General features: G+C 41.0%; 20 protein-coding genes. 12 read left to right on the plus strand and 8 right to left on the minus strand.

Annotated elements, in window-relative coordinates:
- Positions 1-87: 87 nt before the first annotated feature.
- From C7B62_RS12835 to C7B62_RS12845, 3 genes are all read right to left on the minus strand, one after another.
- Positions 88-1,266, minus strand: coding sequence for an MFS transporter (locus tag C7B62_RS12835; protein ID WP_106236677.1), 1,179 nt, complete (start codon positions 1,264-1,266; stop codon positions 88-90).
- Positions 1,267-1,329: 63 nt separating this feature from the next.
- On the minus strand, positions 1,330-2,364 hold the full coding sequence (locus C7B62_RS12840; RefSeq protein WP_106236679.1) for a hypothetical protein: 1,035 nt from the start codon (positions 2,362-2,364) through the stop codon (positions 1,330-1,332).
- A gap of 44 nt (positions 2,365-2,408) precedes the next feature.
- On the minus strand, positions 2,409-3,563 hold the full coding sequence (locus tag C7B62_RS12845) for a TonB family protein (RefSeq protein WP_106236682.1): 1,155 nt from the start codon (positions 3,561-3,563) through the stop codon (positions 2,409-2,411).
- Positions 3,564-3,989: 426 nt separating this feature from the next.
- Between C7B62_RS12845 and C7B62_RS12850 the strand changes: the two genes are divergently transcribed.
- The 6 genes from C7B62_RS12850 to C7B62_RS12875 all read left to right on the plus strand — a co-directional run bounded on the left by C7B62_RS12850 (position 3,990) and on the right by C7B62_RS12875 (position 7,756).
- Positions 3,990-4,637 (plus strand): MotA/TolQ/ExbB proton channel family protein, encoded by a 648-nt coding sequence (locus C7B62_RS12850; RefSeq protein ID WP_106236685.1) that lies wholly within the window; start codon positions 3,990-3,992, stop codon positions 4,635-4,637.
- Positions 4,621-5,022 carry a biopolymer transporter ExbD gene (locus C7B62_RS12855; protein ID WP_106236688.1) on the plus strand — a complete coding sequence of 134 codons (402 nt, stop codon included), beginning with the start codon at positions 4,621-4,623 and terminating at the stop codon, positions 5,020-5,022. The genes C7B62_RS12850 and C7B62_RS12855 overlap by 17 nt, the downstream gene beginning before the upstream one ends.
- Positions 5,023-5,186: 164 nt before the next feature.
- Positions 5,187-5,942: a histidine phosphatase family protein gene (locus tag C7B62_RS12860; RefSeq protein ID WP_106236691.1), complete on the plus strand. Its 756-nt coding sequence runs from the start codon at positions 5,187-5,189 to the stop codon at positions 5,940-5,942.
- Positions 5,942-6,970: an iron ABC transporter permease gene (locus C7B62_RS12865; protein ID WP_106236694.1), complete on the plus strand. Its 1,029-nt coding sequence runs from the start codon at positions 5,942-5,944 to the stop codon at positions 6,968-6,970. Before C7B62_RS12860 ends, C7B62_RS12865 begins: the two co-directional genes overlap by 1 nt.
- 104 nt (positions 6,971-7,074) lie before the next feature.
- The gene (locus C7B62_RS12870; RefSeq protein WP_106236696.1) at positions 7,075-7,518 is read left to right on the plus strand and encodes a hypothetical protein; all 444 of its coding nucleotides are present in this window, start codon (positions 7,075-7,077) and stop codon (positions 7,516-7,518) included.
- The gene (locus C7B62_RS12875; protein ID WP_106236698.1) at positions 7,460-7,756 is read left to right on the plus strand and encodes a hypothetical protein; all 297 of its coding nucleotides are present in this window, start codon (positions 7,460-7,462) and stop codon (positions 7,754-7,756) included. The genes C7B62_RS12870 and C7B62_RS12875 overlap by 59 nt, the downstream gene beginning before the upstream one ends.
- 85 nt (positions 7,757-7,841) lie before the next feature.
- Here C7B62_RS12875 and C7B62_RS12880 read toward each other — a convergent pair whose 3' ends face one another.
- Both C7B62_RS12880 and C7B62_RS12885 read right to left on the minus strand, forming a co-directional pair.
- Entirely contained in the window at positions 7,842-8,396 is a 555-nt protein-coding gene (locus tag C7B62_RS12880; RefSeq protein ID WP_106236701.1) for a manganese efflux pump MntP family protein, read from the minus strand.
- A 280-nt stretch (positions 8,397-8,676) separates the two neighbouring features.
- Complete coding sequence (locus C7B62_RS12885) at positions 8,677-8,889, minus strand: hypothetical protein (RefSeq protein WP_199194182.1); 213 nt, start codon at positions 8,887-8,889, stop codon at positions 8,677-8,679.
- A gap of 48 nt (positions 8,890-8,937) precedes the next feature.
- Between C7B62_RS12885 and C7B62_RS12890 the strand changes: the two genes are divergently transcribed.
- On the plus strand, positions 8,938-9,921 hold the full coding sequence (locus C7B62_RS12890; RefSeq protein ID WP_106236704.1) for a helix-turn-helix domain-containing protein: 984 nt from the start codon (positions 8,938-8,940) through the stop codon (positions 9,919-9,921).
- A gap of 132 nt (positions 9,922-10,053) precedes the next feature.
- A complete protein-coding gene (locus tag C7B62_RS12895; protein WP_106236707.1) occupies positions 10,054-12,531 on the plus strand; it encodes a TonB-dependent siderophore receptor in 2,478 nt (825 codons plus the stop codon).
- 133 nt (positions 12,532-12,664) lie between these two features.
- Here the strand turns inward: C7B62_RS12895 and C7B62_RS12900 are convergent, their stop codons facing one another.
- Together C7B62_RS12900 and C7B62_RS12905 are read right to left on the minus strand one after the other, a co-directional pair.
- The gene (locus C7B62_RS12900; RefSeq protein ID WP_106236710.1) at positions 12,665-12,880 is read right to left on the minus strand and encodes a hypothetical protein; all 216 of its coding nucleotides are present in this window, start codon (positions 12,878-12,880) and stop codon (positions 12,665-12,667) included.
- Positions 12,877-13,221 (minus strand): hypothetical protein, encoded by a 345-nt coding sequence (locus tag C7B62_RS12905; RefSeq protein ID WP_106236712.1) that lies wholly within the window; start codon positions 13,219-13,221, stop codon positions 12,877-12,879. The genes C7B62_RS12900 and C7B62_RS12905 overlap by 4 nt, the downstream gene beginning before the upstream one ends.
- A gap of 77 nt (positions 13,222-13,298) precedes the next feature.
- Here C7B62_RS12905 and C7B62_RS12910 point away from each other — a divergent pair, with 77 nt between their 5' ends.
- The 4 genes from C7B62_RS12910 to C7B62_RS12925 all read left to right on the plus strand — a co-directional run bounded on the left by C7B62_RS12910 (position 13,299) and on the right by C7B62_RS12925 (position 16,367).
- Positions 13,299-14,345 (plus strand): ABC transporter substrate-binding protein, encoded by a 1,047-nt coding sequence (locus C7B62_RS12910; RefSeq protein WP_106236715.1) that lies wholly within the window; start codon positions 13,299-13,301, stop codon positions 14,343-14,345.
- A gap of 188 nt (positions 14,346-14,533) precedes the next feature.
- On the plus strand, positions 14,534-15,553 hold the full coding sequence (locus C7B62_RS12915; RefSeq protein WP_106236717.1) for an iron ABC transporter permease: 1,020 nt from the start codon (positions 14,534-14,536) through the stop codon (positions 15,551-15,553).
- Between the two features lie 111 nt (positions 15,554-15,664).
- Positions 15,665-16,129, plus strand: a complete 465-nt coding sequence (locus C7B62_RS12920; protein WP_106236719.1) for a hypothetical protein — start codon at positions 15,665-15,667, stop codon at positions 16,127-16,129.
- Complete coding sequence (locus tag C7B62_RS12925) at positions 16,071-16,367, plus strand: hypothetical protein (protein ID WP_106236721.1); 297 nt, start codon at positions 16,071-16,073, stop codon at positions 16,365-16,367. The genes C7B62_RS12920 and C7B62_RS12925 overlap by 59 nt, the downstream gene beginning before the upstream one ends.
- 67 nt (positions 16,368-16,434) lie before the next feature.
- Here C7B62_RS12925 and C7B62_RS12930 read toward each other — a convergent pair whose 3' ends face one another.
- Positions 16,435-16,989, minus strand: coding sequence for a manganese efflux pump MntP family protein (locus tag C7B62_RS12930; RefSeq protein ID WP_106236723.1), 555 nt, complete (start codon positions 16,987-16,989; stop codon positions 16,435-16,437).
- Positions 16,990-17,176 lie beyond the last annotated feature (187 nt).

Raw genomic sequence — 17,176 nt, forward strand, 5'->3', positions numbered from 1 at the left:
TTTTAAAAACTTTGTACTAATCAATCAGTTTTGTAACGCACTTGAAACTTTAATTGATTACTTTCGCCAACAGTATCTTTTATACTTTCAACTCCGTTTGACTTCTACTAAAAGCAAAAGTGCAGCTAAAATCGACAAAATGCTGCCAAATAAGAAAGGAGCTTGGTAACTAACGTTTTCCCAGAGAAATCCTGCCATGAAATTGGCAGGAAAAAGGACTATTCCCGTAGCAAGAGCGATCGTTCCAAAAGCAGTACCTCTCAATTCAGCAGGTATGCGATCGCCGATGGCAGCCAAAAGTATTCCTTTACTCATACCTTGGTATAAGCCATAGCCTGCGAATAAACTCCAAATTTCCCAGGGAGTTCTGGCATAAGCAAATCCGAGATAAATTAGAGCATAGAGTAGAAATCCAGCAGTAATCAAACCATACCTACCCATTCGATCTGAGATTACGCCTGCGGGATAGGCACTCAGAAAGTAAGTAAAGTTCATCACCATAAAAGCCAGAGGAATAAATGTATTGTTAATTCCTACCTGTTGCGATCGCAATAATAAAAAAGCATCGCTAGAATTACCCAGATTAAAGATTAAAATTACGACTAGTAAGATCCAGTAACCTCGATCTAGATTTTGCCAATTTTGCCACTGTAGCGGATTTTGAGGATTTTTAGAAATCGAGTCTCGTTCTTTGATGCCAAAAATTAAGAGCAACACAGCTATTATCCCTGGTATGGTTGCCAGCCAAAATACGAGACGGAAATTTTGCCCCGAAACAGACATCAATGCTACCGCAATTAAAGGTCCTATAGCTGCACCAATTGTGTCTAGAGATTGACGCAAACCATAGGCAGCACCTCTTTGTTCTGGTAATGTGACATCCGCAACCAAAGCGTTACGGGGGGCGACTCTAATTCCTTTGCCAACGCGGTCGCCAAAACGACCGATTAATACCCATAATGGGCTATTTGCCAGAGCAAAAACAGGAACTACTAGAGCGGATAACCCGTACCCTGCGATCGCCAATTGTTTGCGTTTTCCCCAGTAGTCGCTCAAAGCTCCCGAAAAAACCTTGAGTACCGAAGCTGTAGATTCGGCGATACCTTCGATCGTACCTACCGTAATTAAATTAACTTCTAATACCGATACGAGAAATAAAGGCAGTAGTGATTGAATAATTTTAGAAGCCGTGTCGGTAAAAAGACTAACAAAACCTAGAATCCAAACATTACGGGGTATATTTTTGAGAGTAAAAGTTTTTGGCATAACTGAAATGTTGAATAAGCTAAACCAACACGGGGAGAAATCGCCCAACCGTCCAAATATTAACTATTTTTGATATTCATCACTACTCCAAGTACCTTCGACTGCCTCACCATCGGCAAAAGTATAAATACCGCTACCGTGTTTTTGACCGTTCAAAAATTCTCCTTGATAGGTGTCGCCACTGGAGTAGTCGCAAGTAGCCTGACCGCTCAACTGTCCATCTTGAAACGTCCCCTCGCAGCGATCGCCGTTAGCAAATGTATAAACACCCGTTCCGCTATACTTACCTGCTGCGAACTCTCCTTGATAAGTATTTCCCGAAGCTTCGGTAAACGTTCCCTGTCCTGAAAACTCTCCCTGACTCATCGCGCCTTGATACTTACTACCATCGGCAAACGTGTAAGTACCCGTTCCGTTAGGTTGTCCGCTAGCGAATTCTCCTTCATAGACATTCCCATCGGCATATTTCCTCACTCCCTGACCGCTAAATTCTCCTGCTTCAAAAGTTCCCTGATAGCTGCCACCACTAGCAAAAGTATAGGTTCCCTGTCCTGATGGCTTACCATTAGCAAATTTTCCTTGATAAGTATCACCATTGCTGTAGGTGCATTCGCCCTCACCGTTTAGTTGACCATTACTAACTGTTCCCGAACAACTGTCACCATTAGCATAAGTAAAAGTCCCTTGTCCCGATGGTTCGCCATCGGTAAACTGACCCTCGTATTTACCGCCATCAGCACCAATATAAACCCCCTGTCCGTTGGGTTGTCCCCCCGTAAATTCTCCCTCGTAGCGATCGCCATTAGCATAAGTCCTTACTCCTTTACCCGCGATCGCATCATCTGTAAAAGTCCCCCCATACTTACCACCGTTGGCAAAAGTATAAGTTCCCTGTCCCTGTTTCTTACCGTTTACAAACGGTCCTTCATAGCGATCGCCATTGCTATAGGTGCAAACCACTTTGCCATTGAGATTATCGGCGGTTATGTCTCCTTCGCAAGTACCGCCTCCGCTAACTTCTACCTTCTCCGCGATCGCTGATGGATTAATAGTTATGCTGGCTAAAATAATTGTGATGCTGAATAAAAATTTAGTCATTAGTTGTTAGTCGTTAGTTATAAATCTCCCAGTCCCCAAGTTCCCTAATTCTGGTAATTATCAATTCTTTCTCTAAACTTCCTCAATCTTTCTTCGTCCAATTCTTCTGGTGACAGGGTAGGTAGAGGCTTCGGTTCTGGTTTTGCCTCGACAGGGGGTGGCGTAGATTCTTGCTGTTGCTGCAATTGCTGTTCGCGGGCTTGCCTTTCTCGTTCTAGTTGTTCTTGTTGCGCTCTCTCTTGTTCTAATTGCTGTTGACGGGCTGCTGCTTCTTGTTCCTGTCGTTCTCCAGCTGCTTGCTCTCGTCTTTCCTGTTCTTCACGACGGGCGCGATCGTATTGCGAGCCTTCTACAGTAAAATCAATTTTTACCTGAACCGATGCTGCATTGTCACCAGGAGAACTAAACTGCATTTGCCTTGCTGCTAACAAAGCTTGTCGGTTTATCCCAGAGTTACTATCGGGATCTGCCAATTCTGCACCGATAACATTACCATTAGAATCGATAGTTAGTTTTACCCCCGCACTACCTTCTGTTCCCTCCAATGCAGCAGGATACTCTGGTTCGCAGTTACTAACGCAGCTAATTCCCTCTTCCCCGCCGTCATTTGCTTCTGGGCGAGGTGGTGCGCTACCCGTTGCTACTACCGAACCCGTGACCCCTGGTTTACCACTACTACTACTGGCACTATTATTGGCAGCAGCAGCAACTGAGCCACTTGATGATGTAAAACTACTACTTAGAGAAGAAGACTGACCCGTATTTTCTACAGGTGCAGAAACTATTGGCTGTGATGGCGCGGGAGTGGGATCGGTTACGACTTTTTTAGGTGCTGGTGCTGGTTCGGGTACTGGTTTAGGCGGGGCGGTTTGTGCCTTGACAGGTTCAGGTGGTTTGACTGGCGGTGGTAGTGTCTGTGCCTTAATTTGCTCAGGCGGTTTTATAGGTTCTGGTTCTGGTTCAACTACGGGCTTAGATTCAACCTTCGGCTTGGGTTTGGGAGTTGGCTTTGGTTTATCAACCAAAATCATTTCTATTGGTTTTTCTGCTGTTTGAGGCGGTTCAAATGACCATCGAGGTAAAGCATAAGCCAAAATGCCGTGAAGTGCTGCCGAACCAACAAAACTAACAGCTAATAATTTCTTGAGCCTTTGTTGTTCTTGCTGTCGTTGTCGAATGCAAAATTGAGAGTTAGTCATTAGAGTTGTTTATTTGAAATAGCTTATGTGATGATGCGATTGCAAAGTGTTGGCAAAGCCTTATCGCACTACGCCTCAGCTTCGATGAGATTTAATTTTAATAAAGAAGCTTATCAATATTATTTACCAATTAAACAGAATATCATTCTATGTATTTATTGCTACAAATTACTAATAATATTTATGATTTAACATAATTCAAGGTTGAGATTAACATCTCGGTCAATTTTATTTTATGTCTTAAAGATACCTGTATCAAACCTTTATCTCGAATCAGTCTGTCTTGGGATGTAGATCTTTATCCAGAGAATAATACTCTCAATAACGTTACAAAAATTTCCAAATTATTGCGTGTAACCACTGACTAAATATGATATTGTTTGGAATCAGATAATGCAAATAGTTTTCAATTAGTAGAGATGATTTATGTCAATCGATAACCTGTGGACGGCAGGGGGGATAGTTAGTATTCCCTTATTAGGATTTTCCTTATTGGCGATCGCCCTAATTATCGAACGGATAATTTTTTGGTGGCGGGTCAAAAATAAACAAAGGCGCATTATTAAAGAAGTTTTGTCTTTATATCGTACAGATCGCTTTGCTGCCATTAATAAACTCAAGCAGAATGCTCATCTGCCCATTGCCAGGATTTTTTTAGAAGCAATGGAACTGGAAGAACCTACACCTGCGGAGTTTCGCCTGGCTTTAGATAGTGCGGTGCAGGCAGAGATCCCCGTGTTGAGAAAGTTCGGTACTTGGTTTCAGACTATTGTTACTGCTTCGCCTTTGTTGGGGCTGTTAGGAACAATCTTGGGTTTGATTCAATCTTTTTCGGCGATGGACTTGGGTAATGCTGCTGCTGCTAACGCTTCGGGAGTGACAGGAGGACTGAGTGAAGCTTTAATTTCTACCGTAATGGGATTGGTAGTAGCCATTTTCACCCTACTATTTGCCAATGCTTTTCGCGGTTTATATTTGCGGGAATTAGCGTTTATTCAAGAGCTAGGCGGTCAATTAGAACTGCTCAATCGTCGTTATCATCAAGGAGCTAGAGAATATGCGACCTATAAGTGAGGCAGAAGATACCTTTGAGATCAATATTTTGCCGATGATTGACGTGATTTTCTCAATCTTGGCGTTTTTTATTATCTCTAGTTTATTTCTAACGCGATCGCAGGGATTACCTGTAGATTTACCTTCGGCGCAAACAGCAGAACCCAAACAGTCGGTGCAGCTAAATATTACTATCGAACCCGACGGGGAAATGTTTTTAGACAAACAGCCGATTGAGTTAGAAGCTCTCAAAGGTGCGTTGACCAAAAAGATCGCGCCAGATTCCGAGTCGGTAGTAATTATCAATGCCGATGAAAAAGTCGAACATGGCACGGTGGTCAAGGTAATGGATCGCTTGCGCCAAGTGCCAGGGGCAAAAATGGCGATTGCAGCCGATCGAGAGTAAAACCGTTTATTTCTAACAACGAAATTTGGAGAATATTAAAAATGCCAATTTTACTAATTTCGGGACTTTTACTTTCATTATTAGCTTGGCGAATATTTTGGATAACCGAGTAGTCGTCAACCACTCAAACAGTAAATCACAATTATTGATTATTCATAACGAAGATGAACAACAGACCAAAATCCGTAGAACTATTTTTAGCTTTAGGTGTAGCCACTACTATTAGTGTATCTAGCACATCTCTTATCAGTGCAGAAGAAATTACCGAATCACCTGCAACTATTCAATTGGCACAAGATGCTGAAGGCGGAGAAGGCGGAGAAGGTGGCGAAGGTGGAGGTAAGTTAAGTCCTGGGGAACAAGCTAATGCTGACTTTCAAGATAAACTTGGGAGTGCAGAGTTGTTGAGTGCGCTGCAAGAAGGTGGTCACGTTATCTACTTCCGACACGCCCAAACTGAAAAAGACTATGCAGATCAGGTGAGTGCGGATGTTGATGATTGTTCGACGCAACGGGCATTGAGTGAAGCGGGATGGCAACAAGCCGAAGCTATAAGAGAAGGTTTTGAGAGTAATTCAATTCCCGTCGGTCAAGTAATTTCTAGTGAATATTGTCGTGCTTGGCAGACTGCGGATCTGGCTTTTGACGAGTATGAGAAAAACCCCGCACTTAATTTCTTACCCTTTGAAGACTATACCGACGCACAGGTTGAAGAGATGAAAAGTAACGTGATGCCGTTGTTAACTGCCGAACCAAAAAGCGGAACTAATACGGTAATTGTCGGACACGACGATATTTTTGAATCGGCGACAGGAATCTATCCCGCACCCCAAGGCATAGCTTATGTGGTTAAACCCGACGGTAATGGCGGTATGGAACTTGTCGCCAATATGCTGCCTGAAGAATGGTCGCGATTATAATGACAGCCTCCCAACGATACAATACAAATAAAACTGGAACGGGATTATTACTCGCAGCAGGTTTATTGCTAGGAATATTGGTTCTTGGGTTGAGTCTAATTGCCAGTATTACCTGGGGTGCAGCCGATATTGCTTTTAGCGATATTTATCAAGCATTTACAGCATTTGATGGTTCGACCAATCATTTGATTATTCGTACCGTTCGTTTACCGCGATCGCTAATTGCTATGTTAGTTGGTGCATCTTTAGCTGTGGCAGGGGCAATTATGCAGGGTTTGACGCGAAATCCGTTAGCATCTCCAGGTATTTTAGGAATCAATGCGGGCGCAGCTTTTGCAGTAGTAGTGGGAACTTTTATCTCTGGCAGCAGTTCTTTAACTACGTATGCCTGGTATGCTTTTGCAGGGGCAGCCATTAGCGCGATCGCCGTCTACTTTTTAGGTTCTCTCGGACGTGGGGGATTGACACCGTTTAACCTGACCATAGCTGGTGCAGCACTGACCGCGTTTATCTCTTCCATTACTAGCGGAATTCTAATTCTCAGTCAGCGTACCTTGGAAGAAATCAGGTTTTGGCTAGCAGGTTCGGTAGCGGGTAGAGATATAAATCTCTTGCTACAGGTATTACCTTATATCTGTGTTGGGTTAGTATTAGCGATCGCTTTAAGCAGACAAATTACCATTCTCAGTCTGGGAGAAGATACTGCTAGGAGTTTAGGACAGTCTACGGCATTAATTAAAATCTTGGCTGCTATCAGTATTATTTTACTAGCAGGGGCGAGTGTGGCGATCGCAGGACCAATTGGCTTTGTTGGTCTAATCGTTCCCCACATAGTTCGCTTGATAGTAGGAGTCGATTATCGTTGGATTTTGCCCTATTCAGCAATTTTGGGAGCAATTATGATGTTGATTGCCGATCTTGCAGGTCGTTTAGTAATTCAGCCGAGTGAATTGCCAGTAGGATTAGTGATGCCTTTGATTGGTGCGCCATTTTTTATCTATTTGATTCGCTGGAAGATGAAGCGGTAATTTTAAGTAGGAAGTAGTAAGTAGCAATTTTATGCGAATAACTGTTCTATTGAAATAGCTATAATAGACTATAGAGTCAAGTAACTTTAGCAGCTCTACAAACTATGGTGAAGAGCATAAAAAAAGGTAAGTTAAAGAAAAATAATTTCGATCGCTGGCGACTCAAACAGGGATTAGTTTTCTTTGGTACTGTCATAACGATTACTTTATCGGCTACTTCGGCTTTGAGCGAAGAAAACAACGAGATAACTATATCGACAGCAGACTATCCCATAGTTGAATCAGCAGGTTTAGATACTAATTTAGATGTGCCTTGGTCTGAACCAGTTTTAGTTAAAGATCCTTTTGAAGGAGAATTTGTCGGCATTTTCGATCGCCATTTTTTCCATAGCCGAGTTCTCGATACTAGTGCCAGACTGGAAGTAGTTAGCTTGTGGAGTGCTGATAAGGTTCGTTTTTTATTGGCATTGCGCGATAAGCTCTTCGAGCATGGCTTCGCTACGCGACTGCGATTTTGGTTCGAGTTTTCATCATCAAACAATAAGTAGAGATTGTCTGGTATCTAATGCTGCACTTAAGATTACCGATGTTTATCTCAAACTAGGAGAAGAAGTCTTTCGTCTAGAAGATGGTCACAGTAGATTTGCCGTAGATGAAAAGCTGGCGATCGCTCTTAAAAATTCGCCTAGCGGGAATGTAGATATTCGTCTGATTGTGGAAAACGGTGAAACGATAGATAGTGAGATTGGGAAAGAAACCGTCAAAGCTTGGCAAGAAATATATTAGACCTTGCTCGAAATATTGCTTACTCGACTATATCGTTCTACTTTTTAGTTAGGAATAGCCTACAGCTAAAAGCTAAGAACTAAAATTATATTAAATTATTAATCAAAATTTTGCTGCCGAGAAAGATTAGAATAATCCCACCAACAATTTCTAATTTAAACTCGCACAAACTTCCCCATTTATGACCGAGATAAACACTAATCAAACATAGCCAAAAAGTAATGATAGCGATTCCTGCTGCTGCGGAGAGGATAGAGCTTTTTAATACAGAGAGACTTAAACCAACTGCTAGAGCATCAATACTAGTTGCGATCGCCAATCCGATTAGAGTGTAATTATCTAGGGGATTAAATTTGGTTTCTGTTTCTGATTGGCAAGTTTCATAAATCATTTTGCCACCAATAATAGCGAGCAAAATAAAGGCTATCCAATGATTTACCTGAAGAAGTAATTCGCGAAAACCCAAGCCAGTAAACCAACCAATGAGGGGCATTATTCCCTGAAAGATGCCAAATGCTAAAGCAATTTTTAAGGCTTTATTTAATTTTATATGTTTAATAACTAAACCACTACTCAAAGAAACAGCGCAGGCATCGGCAGCCAAACCTATACCCATTAAAGAAACATTTAACAAGTCCATTAGCTAGCTTTAGTTGTTTTTACAAATCTTAATCTTAATTACTATAGCTTACTTTCTGAGTTTGTAATTATCATATTCAAATCATATTTCATTCATTATTTACTCATATTATCTGAAGTTTATTAGTTAACCTAAATAATTCCAGCTTAGAGCGTTATCTTCTCATTACTGTAGAAAAGTAAGAGCATAACTAATAATTACTAAGCAACTATGAGTAAAGAGTATATCTTGCCAGTAACGATGGCGTTGATACAATAGAGCGATTTTAAAATTCTTATTCTTAGGGTACTCTATTTTCTACGCGCTCTAACTGAGGTAACTTGAAGCCAACTGCGCCGATCGAGAACATAGCGATCGCACACCCAACATAAAGTAATGCCATTCCCGCACCAGCACCGTTACCAAAAATAGGCGCAAACAAAGAATTCAAAATAGTTTCTGACTGCATCTCTGGGTTGTGAGTAGAGAGAACCCTCCTAGAAATAAATATCATGATAAAATTATTGCGACTATATTGCAATAATTTTATTAAGATGACATCATGAGTCTCATCCTCAACCAAGCAGACTGGGAGAAACTGCTTCAGCAGTCATCTAAACCCCAAACAAATAATCTGGTGTTGGATGATTTTGAAATTGTAGAAGAAATACCAGGATTTTGGGGTCAGGGCTACGCTCGCTACGCTGAGCTATCGCCTGGAGTGAAGCTTGAATTCACAGACTGTAAGTACAACCAAGATTTTTGGCTAAAAACACCTGCCCACGAACATCCGTTTCAGATTATGATTCTTTTGTCAGGATATTCAAACTGTACTATCCACCCAACTTTCAGTGAAGTACGCAGTTATTTTTCTGGAAGTGGCATTTCTCCCCCATATATGAATGAGTGTCAAACTGGTCAGCATGTAGTAGAAGTGAATGTGGAGATCGAGCCAGAGGTGTTAGAGTCACATTTTTTAGATCTGCAGTTTTCTTCGACTCTCCAAAAACAACTGTACAAAGGCTCAGATTGTAAAGTTTCCTTTTACCCTACGGTAACTCCTGCAATGCGATCTCTGGCTCATCAATTGTGGAATGCTCCCTATCGAGGTGCAGTAAAGCAAATGTATCTACAGGCAAAAGTCTTTGAACTATTCGCGTTATATCTCGATTTAATTTCTAATGATTCACAGCCAACAAAATCTTTACCTAGGCTGAAGCCCAAGACAATTACTGCTCTGCATCAAGCTAAAGACATCTTAACAACCCAATTAGAGCATCCTCCCTCCTTAACAGAACTAGCACGGCAGGTAGAGGTAAGCGATCGCACTCTTAATCGTGGTTTTCCCATCCTCTTTAACACAACTGTTGTCGGCTATTTGACCCAGCAGCGACTAGAACAAGCAAAAATGCTGCTACGGGAAGAAAAACATTCAGTAGCAGAAGTGGCAACTAAAGTTGGCTACAGCAATATGGGACATTTTTCCGTGGCGTTTAAGCGTAGGTTTGGCATTACGCCTCGTCAGTGTGTAGCTGGTAAAGTGTAAGGCGAAATTTGAGTGAATCAAGGCGAGATTTGAGCAGACAACCGATCCAGGACTTCTATACACTACTCTTCATCTACTTATTAAGAATATTTCTAAATAAGGTGGTTAGTCCGTCGAGTCTGAGGAGCAAGAATGAAATTATTATCGGTATTGCTATCCGTTGCAGGTGTATCGAGTTTGGCTTGGGTTTGTCCTGTTTTTGCGGAGACGGGGAGACAAGAAGACAGGAAGATAGGAAGATTTGCTGCTGCGGACTTGATAGCCCAGGGGGTGACAAGGGTTACGGGCGTTGAGGTTATCCAGACTGAATCGGGTTTAGAGTTAGTTTTAGAAACCGTGGCGGGAAGTGAAAGGTTAGTACCGTTAATTGTGCCTGAAGGGAACGATTTGGTAATCGATGTTCTTGATGCAACTTTAGCTTTTTCGATTAGAAATGGCGTAACCGAACTTAATCCCGCACCAGGAATAAGTAGGGTTTCGGTAAATGAAGCCGATGAAAATAGTATTCAAGTCAGAATTACAGGAGAAAATCAGACACCAAGGGCAGAGATAGTGACTGGTAGAGAGAATCTGGTTTTAAGTATCACTCCCGATGGGACGACGGCAGAAGAAGCACCAGATGAAGAGATTGAAGTTATTGCCACAGGGGAAGCAGAAGATGATGATTATGATGTCGATCGTGCCACTACTGCAACTAGAACTGTTACACCACTGCGGGATATTCCCCAATCAATTCAGGTAGTACCGCAGCAGGTCATTAAAGATCGCAATACAGAAACGATAATAGAATCTACTGAAACAGTTAGTGGCGTTGTTTACAATGGTGGTTTTGCCGATGCGCCGACAGGTAGCGTTATTATTAGAGGTTTTTCGCAAGCGCAACAGTTTCGCAATGGTTTTCGGGATACGGATCGCGCTGGTTTGTCTGCTATTGGGACGACAGATCGCGTGGAAATATTAAAAGGACCTGGTTCGGTATTGTTTGGTAATTTAGAACCTGGAGGTATTATTAATGTCGTGACCAAGCAACCTTTACGCGAACCTTTTTACGAGCTTTCATTTGAAGCAGGAAATCGTAGTTTCTTTCAGCCTGGGGTAGATTTATCTGGTCCATTAACTGAAGATAAAAGCGTGCTTTACCGCTTGATTGCCAATTATCAAACCTCTGATAGTTTTCAAGAGTTTGCTGAGTCAGACATCACCACCGTTGCACCTTCGTTAGCTTTTAATATCGGTGAGGAAACTAAACTCAGTCTAAATTACGAATATATCAACTACGATGGCGATCCGCCCGAAGATTATTCTTTTCTTCTCAGCGATGGTAGTAAACCGTCGAGAGATTTCTATTTAGGCTATCCTGATTTTTCGTTTCGAGATTTTACCACTCAAAAATTTGGCTATACCTTCAGTCATGAATTTAGCGATCGCTGGCAACTTCGCAACAATTTTTCGGCTGCGATTACTGATACAGAAGAAGCCTTTATCGAGCCTTTAGCCTTGACAGACGATAGCGTACTCGAACTAGGAGCTGCCGAGGGCGAATTTACCAATGACAATTATTATGGCAACATCGACGTACTGGGAGAGTTTAATACGGGGGCGGTTTCTCATCAAGTTCTCTTCGGTTTTGATGTTAATCGTTTGGAAAATGGTTTTGCTCGTGATACTGCTGCTGTTCCCAATCTAAATATCCAGAATCCTAACTATGATGTGCCAAGACCAGATAATTTTGCTCTTGCCTTTGACAACGACGATTTTGTTACCAGCTACGGGATATATCTTCAAGACCAAGTAGACTTATTGGATAATGTCAAGCTATTAGTTGGCGGACGTTTTGACTGGATTTCTCTCAGAACCGAAGAGGAAGGAGTAGAGATCGACGACCAAGATGATAGTGCTTTTAGTCCCCGCGTTGGATTAGTCTATCAACCTAGCGAACAAGTAGCTTTATACACTAGCTTTAGTCGTTCTTTTGTTCAAGAAGCTGGATTTAGTTTAGACGGTGAAACATTTGAACCCACTAGGGGTACTCAATATGAAATCGGTGTCAAAACCGACTTTCTAGAAGATAAACTCTCAACTACTTTAGCTGCTTACTATATTGAGAAAACCAACGTTACGACTCCCGATCCGATCGATCCTGATTTCTCGATCCAGACTGGAGAACAGCGCAGTCAGGGAATCGAACTAGATATTAATGGAGAAATTTTACCTGGTTGGAAGGTGACTGCTGCTTATTCCTTGACGGATGCCGAAGTTACTGAAGATAATTCTATTCCTGAAGGAAACCGACTGACAAATGTACCAGAAAATCAGGCTAGCATCTGGACAACCTACGAACTACAAAAAGGAAGTTTAAAAGGTTTGGGTTTTGGTTTGGGACTATTTTATATTGGCGAAAGAGAAGGAGATTTAGACAACTCTTTTCAATTAGACGATTATCTCCGCACCGATGCTGCACTTTACTACCGTCGCGATCGCTTAAATGCAGCGATCAATTTTCGCAATTTATTTGATGCAGACTATTTTCGCGCTTCTGATGGAGGAGAGCTATTTCTGTTTAGGGGCGAACCCTTTACTGTAGTTGGTTCTGTCTCTTGGGAGTTTTAATTAGTCGTTGACGATCTAATGTATGAGGTTGAAAGTGATACTGCTCGTAGCTATTAGCTTTTTGGTTTATCTACAGATATCGAAAACTATAAAATCATATCCCGATCCAGCAGTACCCAACTTTTTAAAATGATTAATTTTCTGTTTCTTGCTGAAGAGAAGCAAACAAACGCTTTCCTCGTTCTTGTCTGTAAGTGTTAACAGAACTCTGACTGTTTTGAGACTCTACTCTAGCAATCAATTCATCTAATACCAAAATCTGAGCATCAAACATTATGGATATTTCGCGCATTTTAGCACTAGAACGTTCTCTTACATCTAAATTGGGAATTTGAGAATGTTGATTCATTGTAAGTTCCAATTTCTTTTTATTTCTAACAAACTTGCTTGTCCTGCATTAGCGATCGCCTGAGTTTGAGTTAACGAGCGTGTCAATAAATCTAGGGTAGCAGAATCAGCTATAGGTTGCGATTGAAAAAGTTGTAACAATAGTCGATAGAGACGAGTGTAATAAGAAATTGCTCGTTCTTTAACATTTTGTATTTCATCTAATTCGGCAATTGTGGCTTCTGTTTCACCAAACTGTTGGAGGATAGTAAACTCTAATTCTGCTGCTTGGTTGATTATTTGCAATAATAGCCGTTGCAATTCAAAAACCGCAGTTATTGTTTTGTTTGGTAAGTTTGCCATCTATTTCGTTCGATAAGCTAGCGAAATCTTTAACAGTATCTCACAGATAATAACTACCTAAATATTTTTTATATTTTATGATTGAGATATTAATAAGCGCGATCGCGATAATCTTACTATTATATTCTGCCAGGTTAAAGCAGTTAAATCCCTATCGGTTTTTAGCAATCTTCTCGGTAACGATTACCTTGTTAACTATTTCTAGCTGCTATCAAAATACTTCACAACCAGATCCTACAGCAGTAGGTTCTGCTGGATCTTGTCGAGCGATCGCGCATTTTATGGGTGAAACTTGCGTTCCCGAAAATCCCCAAAGAATTATTTCCCTGTATACCACACCTTTGGCTAATTTACTTGCTCTCGATCTTAAACCGCTCGCCATTACTCCAGTTACAGGGGTACAAGATGAATTTCCACCGTATTTAGCCGAGAAAGTTGAAGGAATGGAAATTGTCGGTATAAATTATGAGCCTAATTTAGAAAGAATTGCCCAGTTGAAGCCCGATTTAATTGTAGGTTGGGATTTCCACGAAAAAACTTATCCTCTCTTATCTCAGATTAGTCCTACTCTATTAGTTCCCAAAGATATAACCCAATCGCCTAACGCCGACTGGCAGAAATATACTAACTATTTAGCCACCGCATTAGGCAAACAAGACAAAGCACAGCAACTCATAGCAGAATACGATCGCCGAATTGCAGAACTGAAGATAGCTTTGGGAAATCGCTACTCAAACAAAACCATATCTGTAGCTCATATTAGTGATGAATACGGCACGGAAGCCTATACGGTTAATTCCTTCCCTGGCTCTATTTTATCTGCTTTGGGGTTACAGCGTCCTCAATCGCAAGCTGTAAGCAAACCTGGTGGTACAATCGACGCTATTTCAGAGGAAAGATTAGAATTAATTGATGGCGATCTTTTGTTTGTGCTTATTTATAACGATAGCGATCGCCAAATGCTAAATAGCTTATTAAATAAACCACTATGGAAAAAGCTTAAAGCAGTTCAAAATCAGCAAGTATATCCCGTAGATGGTTGGACTTGGGGTGTCGCCAATCCTCTGGCAGCAAACGCCGTGATTAATGATATGGAAAGATATCTTATCGGTACTTCTCAATAGTCTGTTCATAAAATTTAGTCTGGTATTAAAGCGGTCGCATCACCCTAAAAATCTGGTTGGGTCGAGCGATCGCCACAAAAGTTTAAAATAGCTTAAAACTAAAATTTATAATCTAATGATAATTAATTGCAATAATTTATGGTAATTTATAAAGCAATAAACTTCAAAATTTAAGGATCGAATGCCCGTTGATAGCCACTAAACAATACGATTCAGGTAAAAGTCTTCTACTAATAGCAGGTTTGATACTCGGAATCTCGATTCTGGGGCTGAGTTTGATTGCCAGTATTACTTGGGGTGCAGCCGATATTGTCTTTAACGATATCTATCAAGCATTTACGGCATTTGATGGTTCGACCAATCACTTAATTATTCGTACCGTGCGCTTACCGCGATCGCTGATTGCTATGTTGGTTGGTGCGTCTCTAGCAGTAGCGGGGGCAATTATGCAGGGACTTACTCGTAATCCTTTAGCTTCTCCAGGTATTCTAGGAGTTAATGCAGGGGCAGCTTTTGCGGTGGTTGTAGGAACATTTATTTCTGGCAGTAGTTCTTTAACTGTCTATGCCTGGTATGCTTTTGCAGGGGCAGCTATTAGCGCGATCACCGTATACTTCCTTGGTTCTCTCGGACGTGGGGGACTAACGCCTTTTAACCTAACCATAGCTGGTGCTGCACTGACCGCATTTATCTCTTCTATTACTAGCGGGATTTTAATTCTCAGTCAGCGTACCTTGGAAGAAATTCGGTTTTGGCTAGCTGGTTCGGTAGCTGGTAGGGATCTTAATTTACTGCTGCAAGTATTACCTTATATTTGCCTGGGTTTAGTATTAGCGATCGCCCTTAGTAGGCAGATTACCATTCTTAGCTTAGGTGAAGATACTGCCAAAAGTTTAGGACAGTCTACTGCACTGATTAAGATACTCGCTGCCATTAGCATCATTTTACTAGCGGGGGCGAGTGTAGCGATCGCGGGACCGATCGGTTTTGTCGGTTTGATCGTTCCTCACATAGTTCGCTTGTTAGTCGGAGTTGATTATCGCTGGATTCTGCCCTACTCGGCAATTTTAGGGGCGATTATGATGCTAATTGCCGATCTTTGCGGTCGATTAGTGATTCAGCCTAGCGAATTACCAGTAGGATTAGTGATGCCTTTGATCGGCGCACCGTTTTTTATCTATTTGATTCGCTGGAAGATGAAGCGGTAATTTTAAGTAGGAAGTAGTAAGTAGTAAGTAGCAATTTTATGCGAATAACTGTTCTATTGAAATAGCTATAATAGACTATAGAGTCAAGTAACTTTAGCAGCTCTACAAACTATGGTGAAGAGCATTAAAAAGGGTAAGTTAGAGAAAAATAATCTCGATCGCTGGCGACTCAAACACAGATTAGTCTTCTTCGGCATTGTCACAGCGATGCCTCTGGCTAGCTTCGCAATCGCTTTATCGACTACTTTGGCTTTGAGCAACGAAAACAACGAGATAACTAGATCTACAGCAGACTATCCCATAGTTGAATCAGCAGGTTTGGATACTAATTTAGATGTGCCTTGGTCTGAACCAGTTTTAGTTAAAGACCCTTTTGAAGGAGAATTTGTCGGCATTTTCGATCGCCATTTTTTCCACAGTCGAATACTCGATACTAGTGCCAGACTGGAAGTAGTTAGCTTGTGGAGTCCTGATACGGTTCGTTTTTTATTGTCATTACGCGATAAGCTCTTCGAGCATGGCTTCGCTACGCGACTGCAATCTTGGTTCGAGTTTTCAGCATCAAACAATAAGTAGAGATTGTCTGGTATCTAATGCTGCACTTAAGATTACCGATGTTTATCTCAAACTAGGAGAAGAAGTCTTTCGTCTAGAAGATGGTCACAGTAGATTTGCCGTAGATGAAAAGCTGGCGATCGCACTCAAAAATTCGCCTAGTGGGAATGTAGATATTCGTCTGATTGTGGAAAACGGCGAAACGATAGATAGTGAGATTGGTGAAGAAACTGTCAAAGCCTGGCAAGAAATATATTGAAAGTTGCGCGATCGACTATATCGCCCTATTTTTAAAATCAAGAATAATTTGCAGCTAAAAAGTAAAATCAGATTAAATTAGTAATTAAAATTTTACTGCCCAAGAAGATTAAAATAATCCCGCCAACAACTTCTAGTTTAAACTTGCACAAACTTCCCCATTTATGACCGAGATAGACACTAATCAAGCATAGCCAAAAAGTAATAATAGCGATTCCTGCTGCTGCGGAGAGGATAGAACTTTTTAATACAGAAAGACTTAAACCAACTGCAAGAGCATCAATACTAGTTGCGATCGCCAATCCGATTAGAGTGTAATTATCTAAGGGATTAAACTTAGTTTCTGTCTCTGGCTGGAAAGTTTCATAAATCATTTTGCCACCAATAACAGCTAATAAAAAAAAGGCAATCCAATGATTTACCTGAAGAAGTAACTCCCGAAAACCCAAGCCAGTAAACCAACCTATAAGGGGCATTATTCCCTGAAAGATACCAAATGCTAAAGCAATTTTTAAAGCTTTGTTTAATTTTATATGTTTAATGACTAAACCACTACTCAAAGAAACAGCGCAGGCATCAGCAGCCAAACCTATACCCATTAAAGAAACGTTTACCAAGTCCATTAGCTAGCTTTAGTTATTTTTATAAATATTAATTTTTATTACTATAGCTTACTTTTAGAGTTTGTAATTGTCATATTCAAATCATATTTTATTCATTATTTACTCATATTATCTGAAGTTTATTAGTTAACCTAAATAATTCCAGCTTAGAGTGTTATCTTCTCATTACTGTAGAAAAGTAAGAGCA

The sequence above is a fragment of the Pleurocapsa sp. CCALA 161 genome, assembly GCF_003003995.1.
Lineage (GTDB): Bacteria > Cyanobacteriota > Cyanobacteriia > Cyanobacteriales > Xenococcaceae > Waterburya.

Bases quoted from the DNA above. Each gene is read 5' to 3' on its own strand.
- C7B62_RS12835 (WP_106236677.1), bottom strand. From the start codon at position 1,266: ATGCCAAAAACTTTTACTCTCAAAAATATACCCCGTAATGTTTGGATT.
- C7B62_RS12840 (WP_106236679.1), bottom strand. From the start codon at position 2,364: ATGACTAAATTTTTATTCAGCATCACAATTATTTTAGCCAGCATAACT.
- C7B62_RS12845 (WP_106236682.1), bottom strand. From the start codon at position 3,563: ATGACTAACTCTCAATTTTGCATTCGACAACGACAGCAAGAACAACAA.
- C7B62_RS12850 (WP_106236685.1), top strand. From the start codon at position 3,990: ATGTCAATCGATAACCTGTGGACGGCAGGGGGGATAGTTAGTATTCCC.
- C7B62_RS12855 (WP_106236688.1), top strand. From the start codon at position 4,621: ATGCGACCTATAAGTGAGGCAGAAGATACCTTTGAGATCAATATTTTG.
- C7B62_RS12860 (WP_106236691.1), top strand. From the start codon at position 5,187: ATGAACAACAGACCAAAATCCGTAGAACTATTTTTAGCTTTAGGTGTA.
- C7B62_RS12865 (WP_106236694.1), top strand. From the start codon at position 5,942: ATGACAGCCTCCCAACGATACAATACAAATAAAACTGGAACGGGATTA.
- C7B62_RS12870 (WP_106236696.1), top strand. From the start codon at position 7,075: ATGGTGAAGAGCATAAAAAAAGGTAAGTTAAAGAAAAATAATTTCGAT.
- C7B62_RS12875 (WP_106236698.1), top strand. From the start codon at position 7,460: ATGGCTTCGCTACGCGACTGCGATTTTGGTTCGAGTTTTCATCATCAA.
- C7B62_RS12880 (WP_106236701.1), bottom strand. From the start codon at position 8,396: ATGGACTTGTTAAATGTTTCTTTAATGGGTATAGGTTTGGCTGCCGAT.
- C7B62_RS12885 (WP_199194182.1), bottom strand. From the start codon at position 8,889: ATGATATTTATTTCTAGGAGGGTTCTCTCTACTCACAACCCAGAGATG.
- C7B62_RS12890 (WP_106236704.1), top strand. From the start codon at position 8,938: ATGAGTCTCATCCTCAACCAAGCAGACTGGGAGAAACTGCTTCAGCAG.
- C7B62_RS12895 (WP_106236707.1), top strand. From the start codon at position 10,054: ATGAAATTATTATCGGTATTGCTATCCGTTGCAGGTGTATCGAGTTTG.
- C7B62_RS12900 (WP_106236710.1), bottom strand. From the start codon at position 12,880: ATGAATCAACATTCTCAAATTCCCAATTTAGATGTAAGAGAACGTTCT.
- C7B62_RS12905 (WP_106236712.1), bottom strand. From the start codon at position 13,221: ATGGCAAACTTACCAAACAAAACAATAACTGCGGTTTTTGAATTGCAA.
- C7B62_RS12910 (WP_106236715.1), top strand. From the start codon at position 13,299: ATGATTGAGATATTAATAAGCGCGATCGCGATAATCTTACTATTATAT.
- C7B62_RS12920 (WP_106236719.1), top strand. From the start codon at position 15,665: ATGGTGAAGAGCATTAAAAAGGGTAAGTTAGAGAAAAATAATCTCGAT.
- C7B62_RS12925 (WP_106236721.1), top strand. From the start codon at position 16,071: ATGGCTTCGCTACGCGACTGCAATCTTGGTTCGAGTTTTCAGCATCAA.
- C7B62_RS12930 (WP_106236723.1), bottom strand. From the start codon at position 16,989: ATGGACTTGGTAAACGTTTCTTTAATGGGTATAGGTTTGGCTGCTGAT.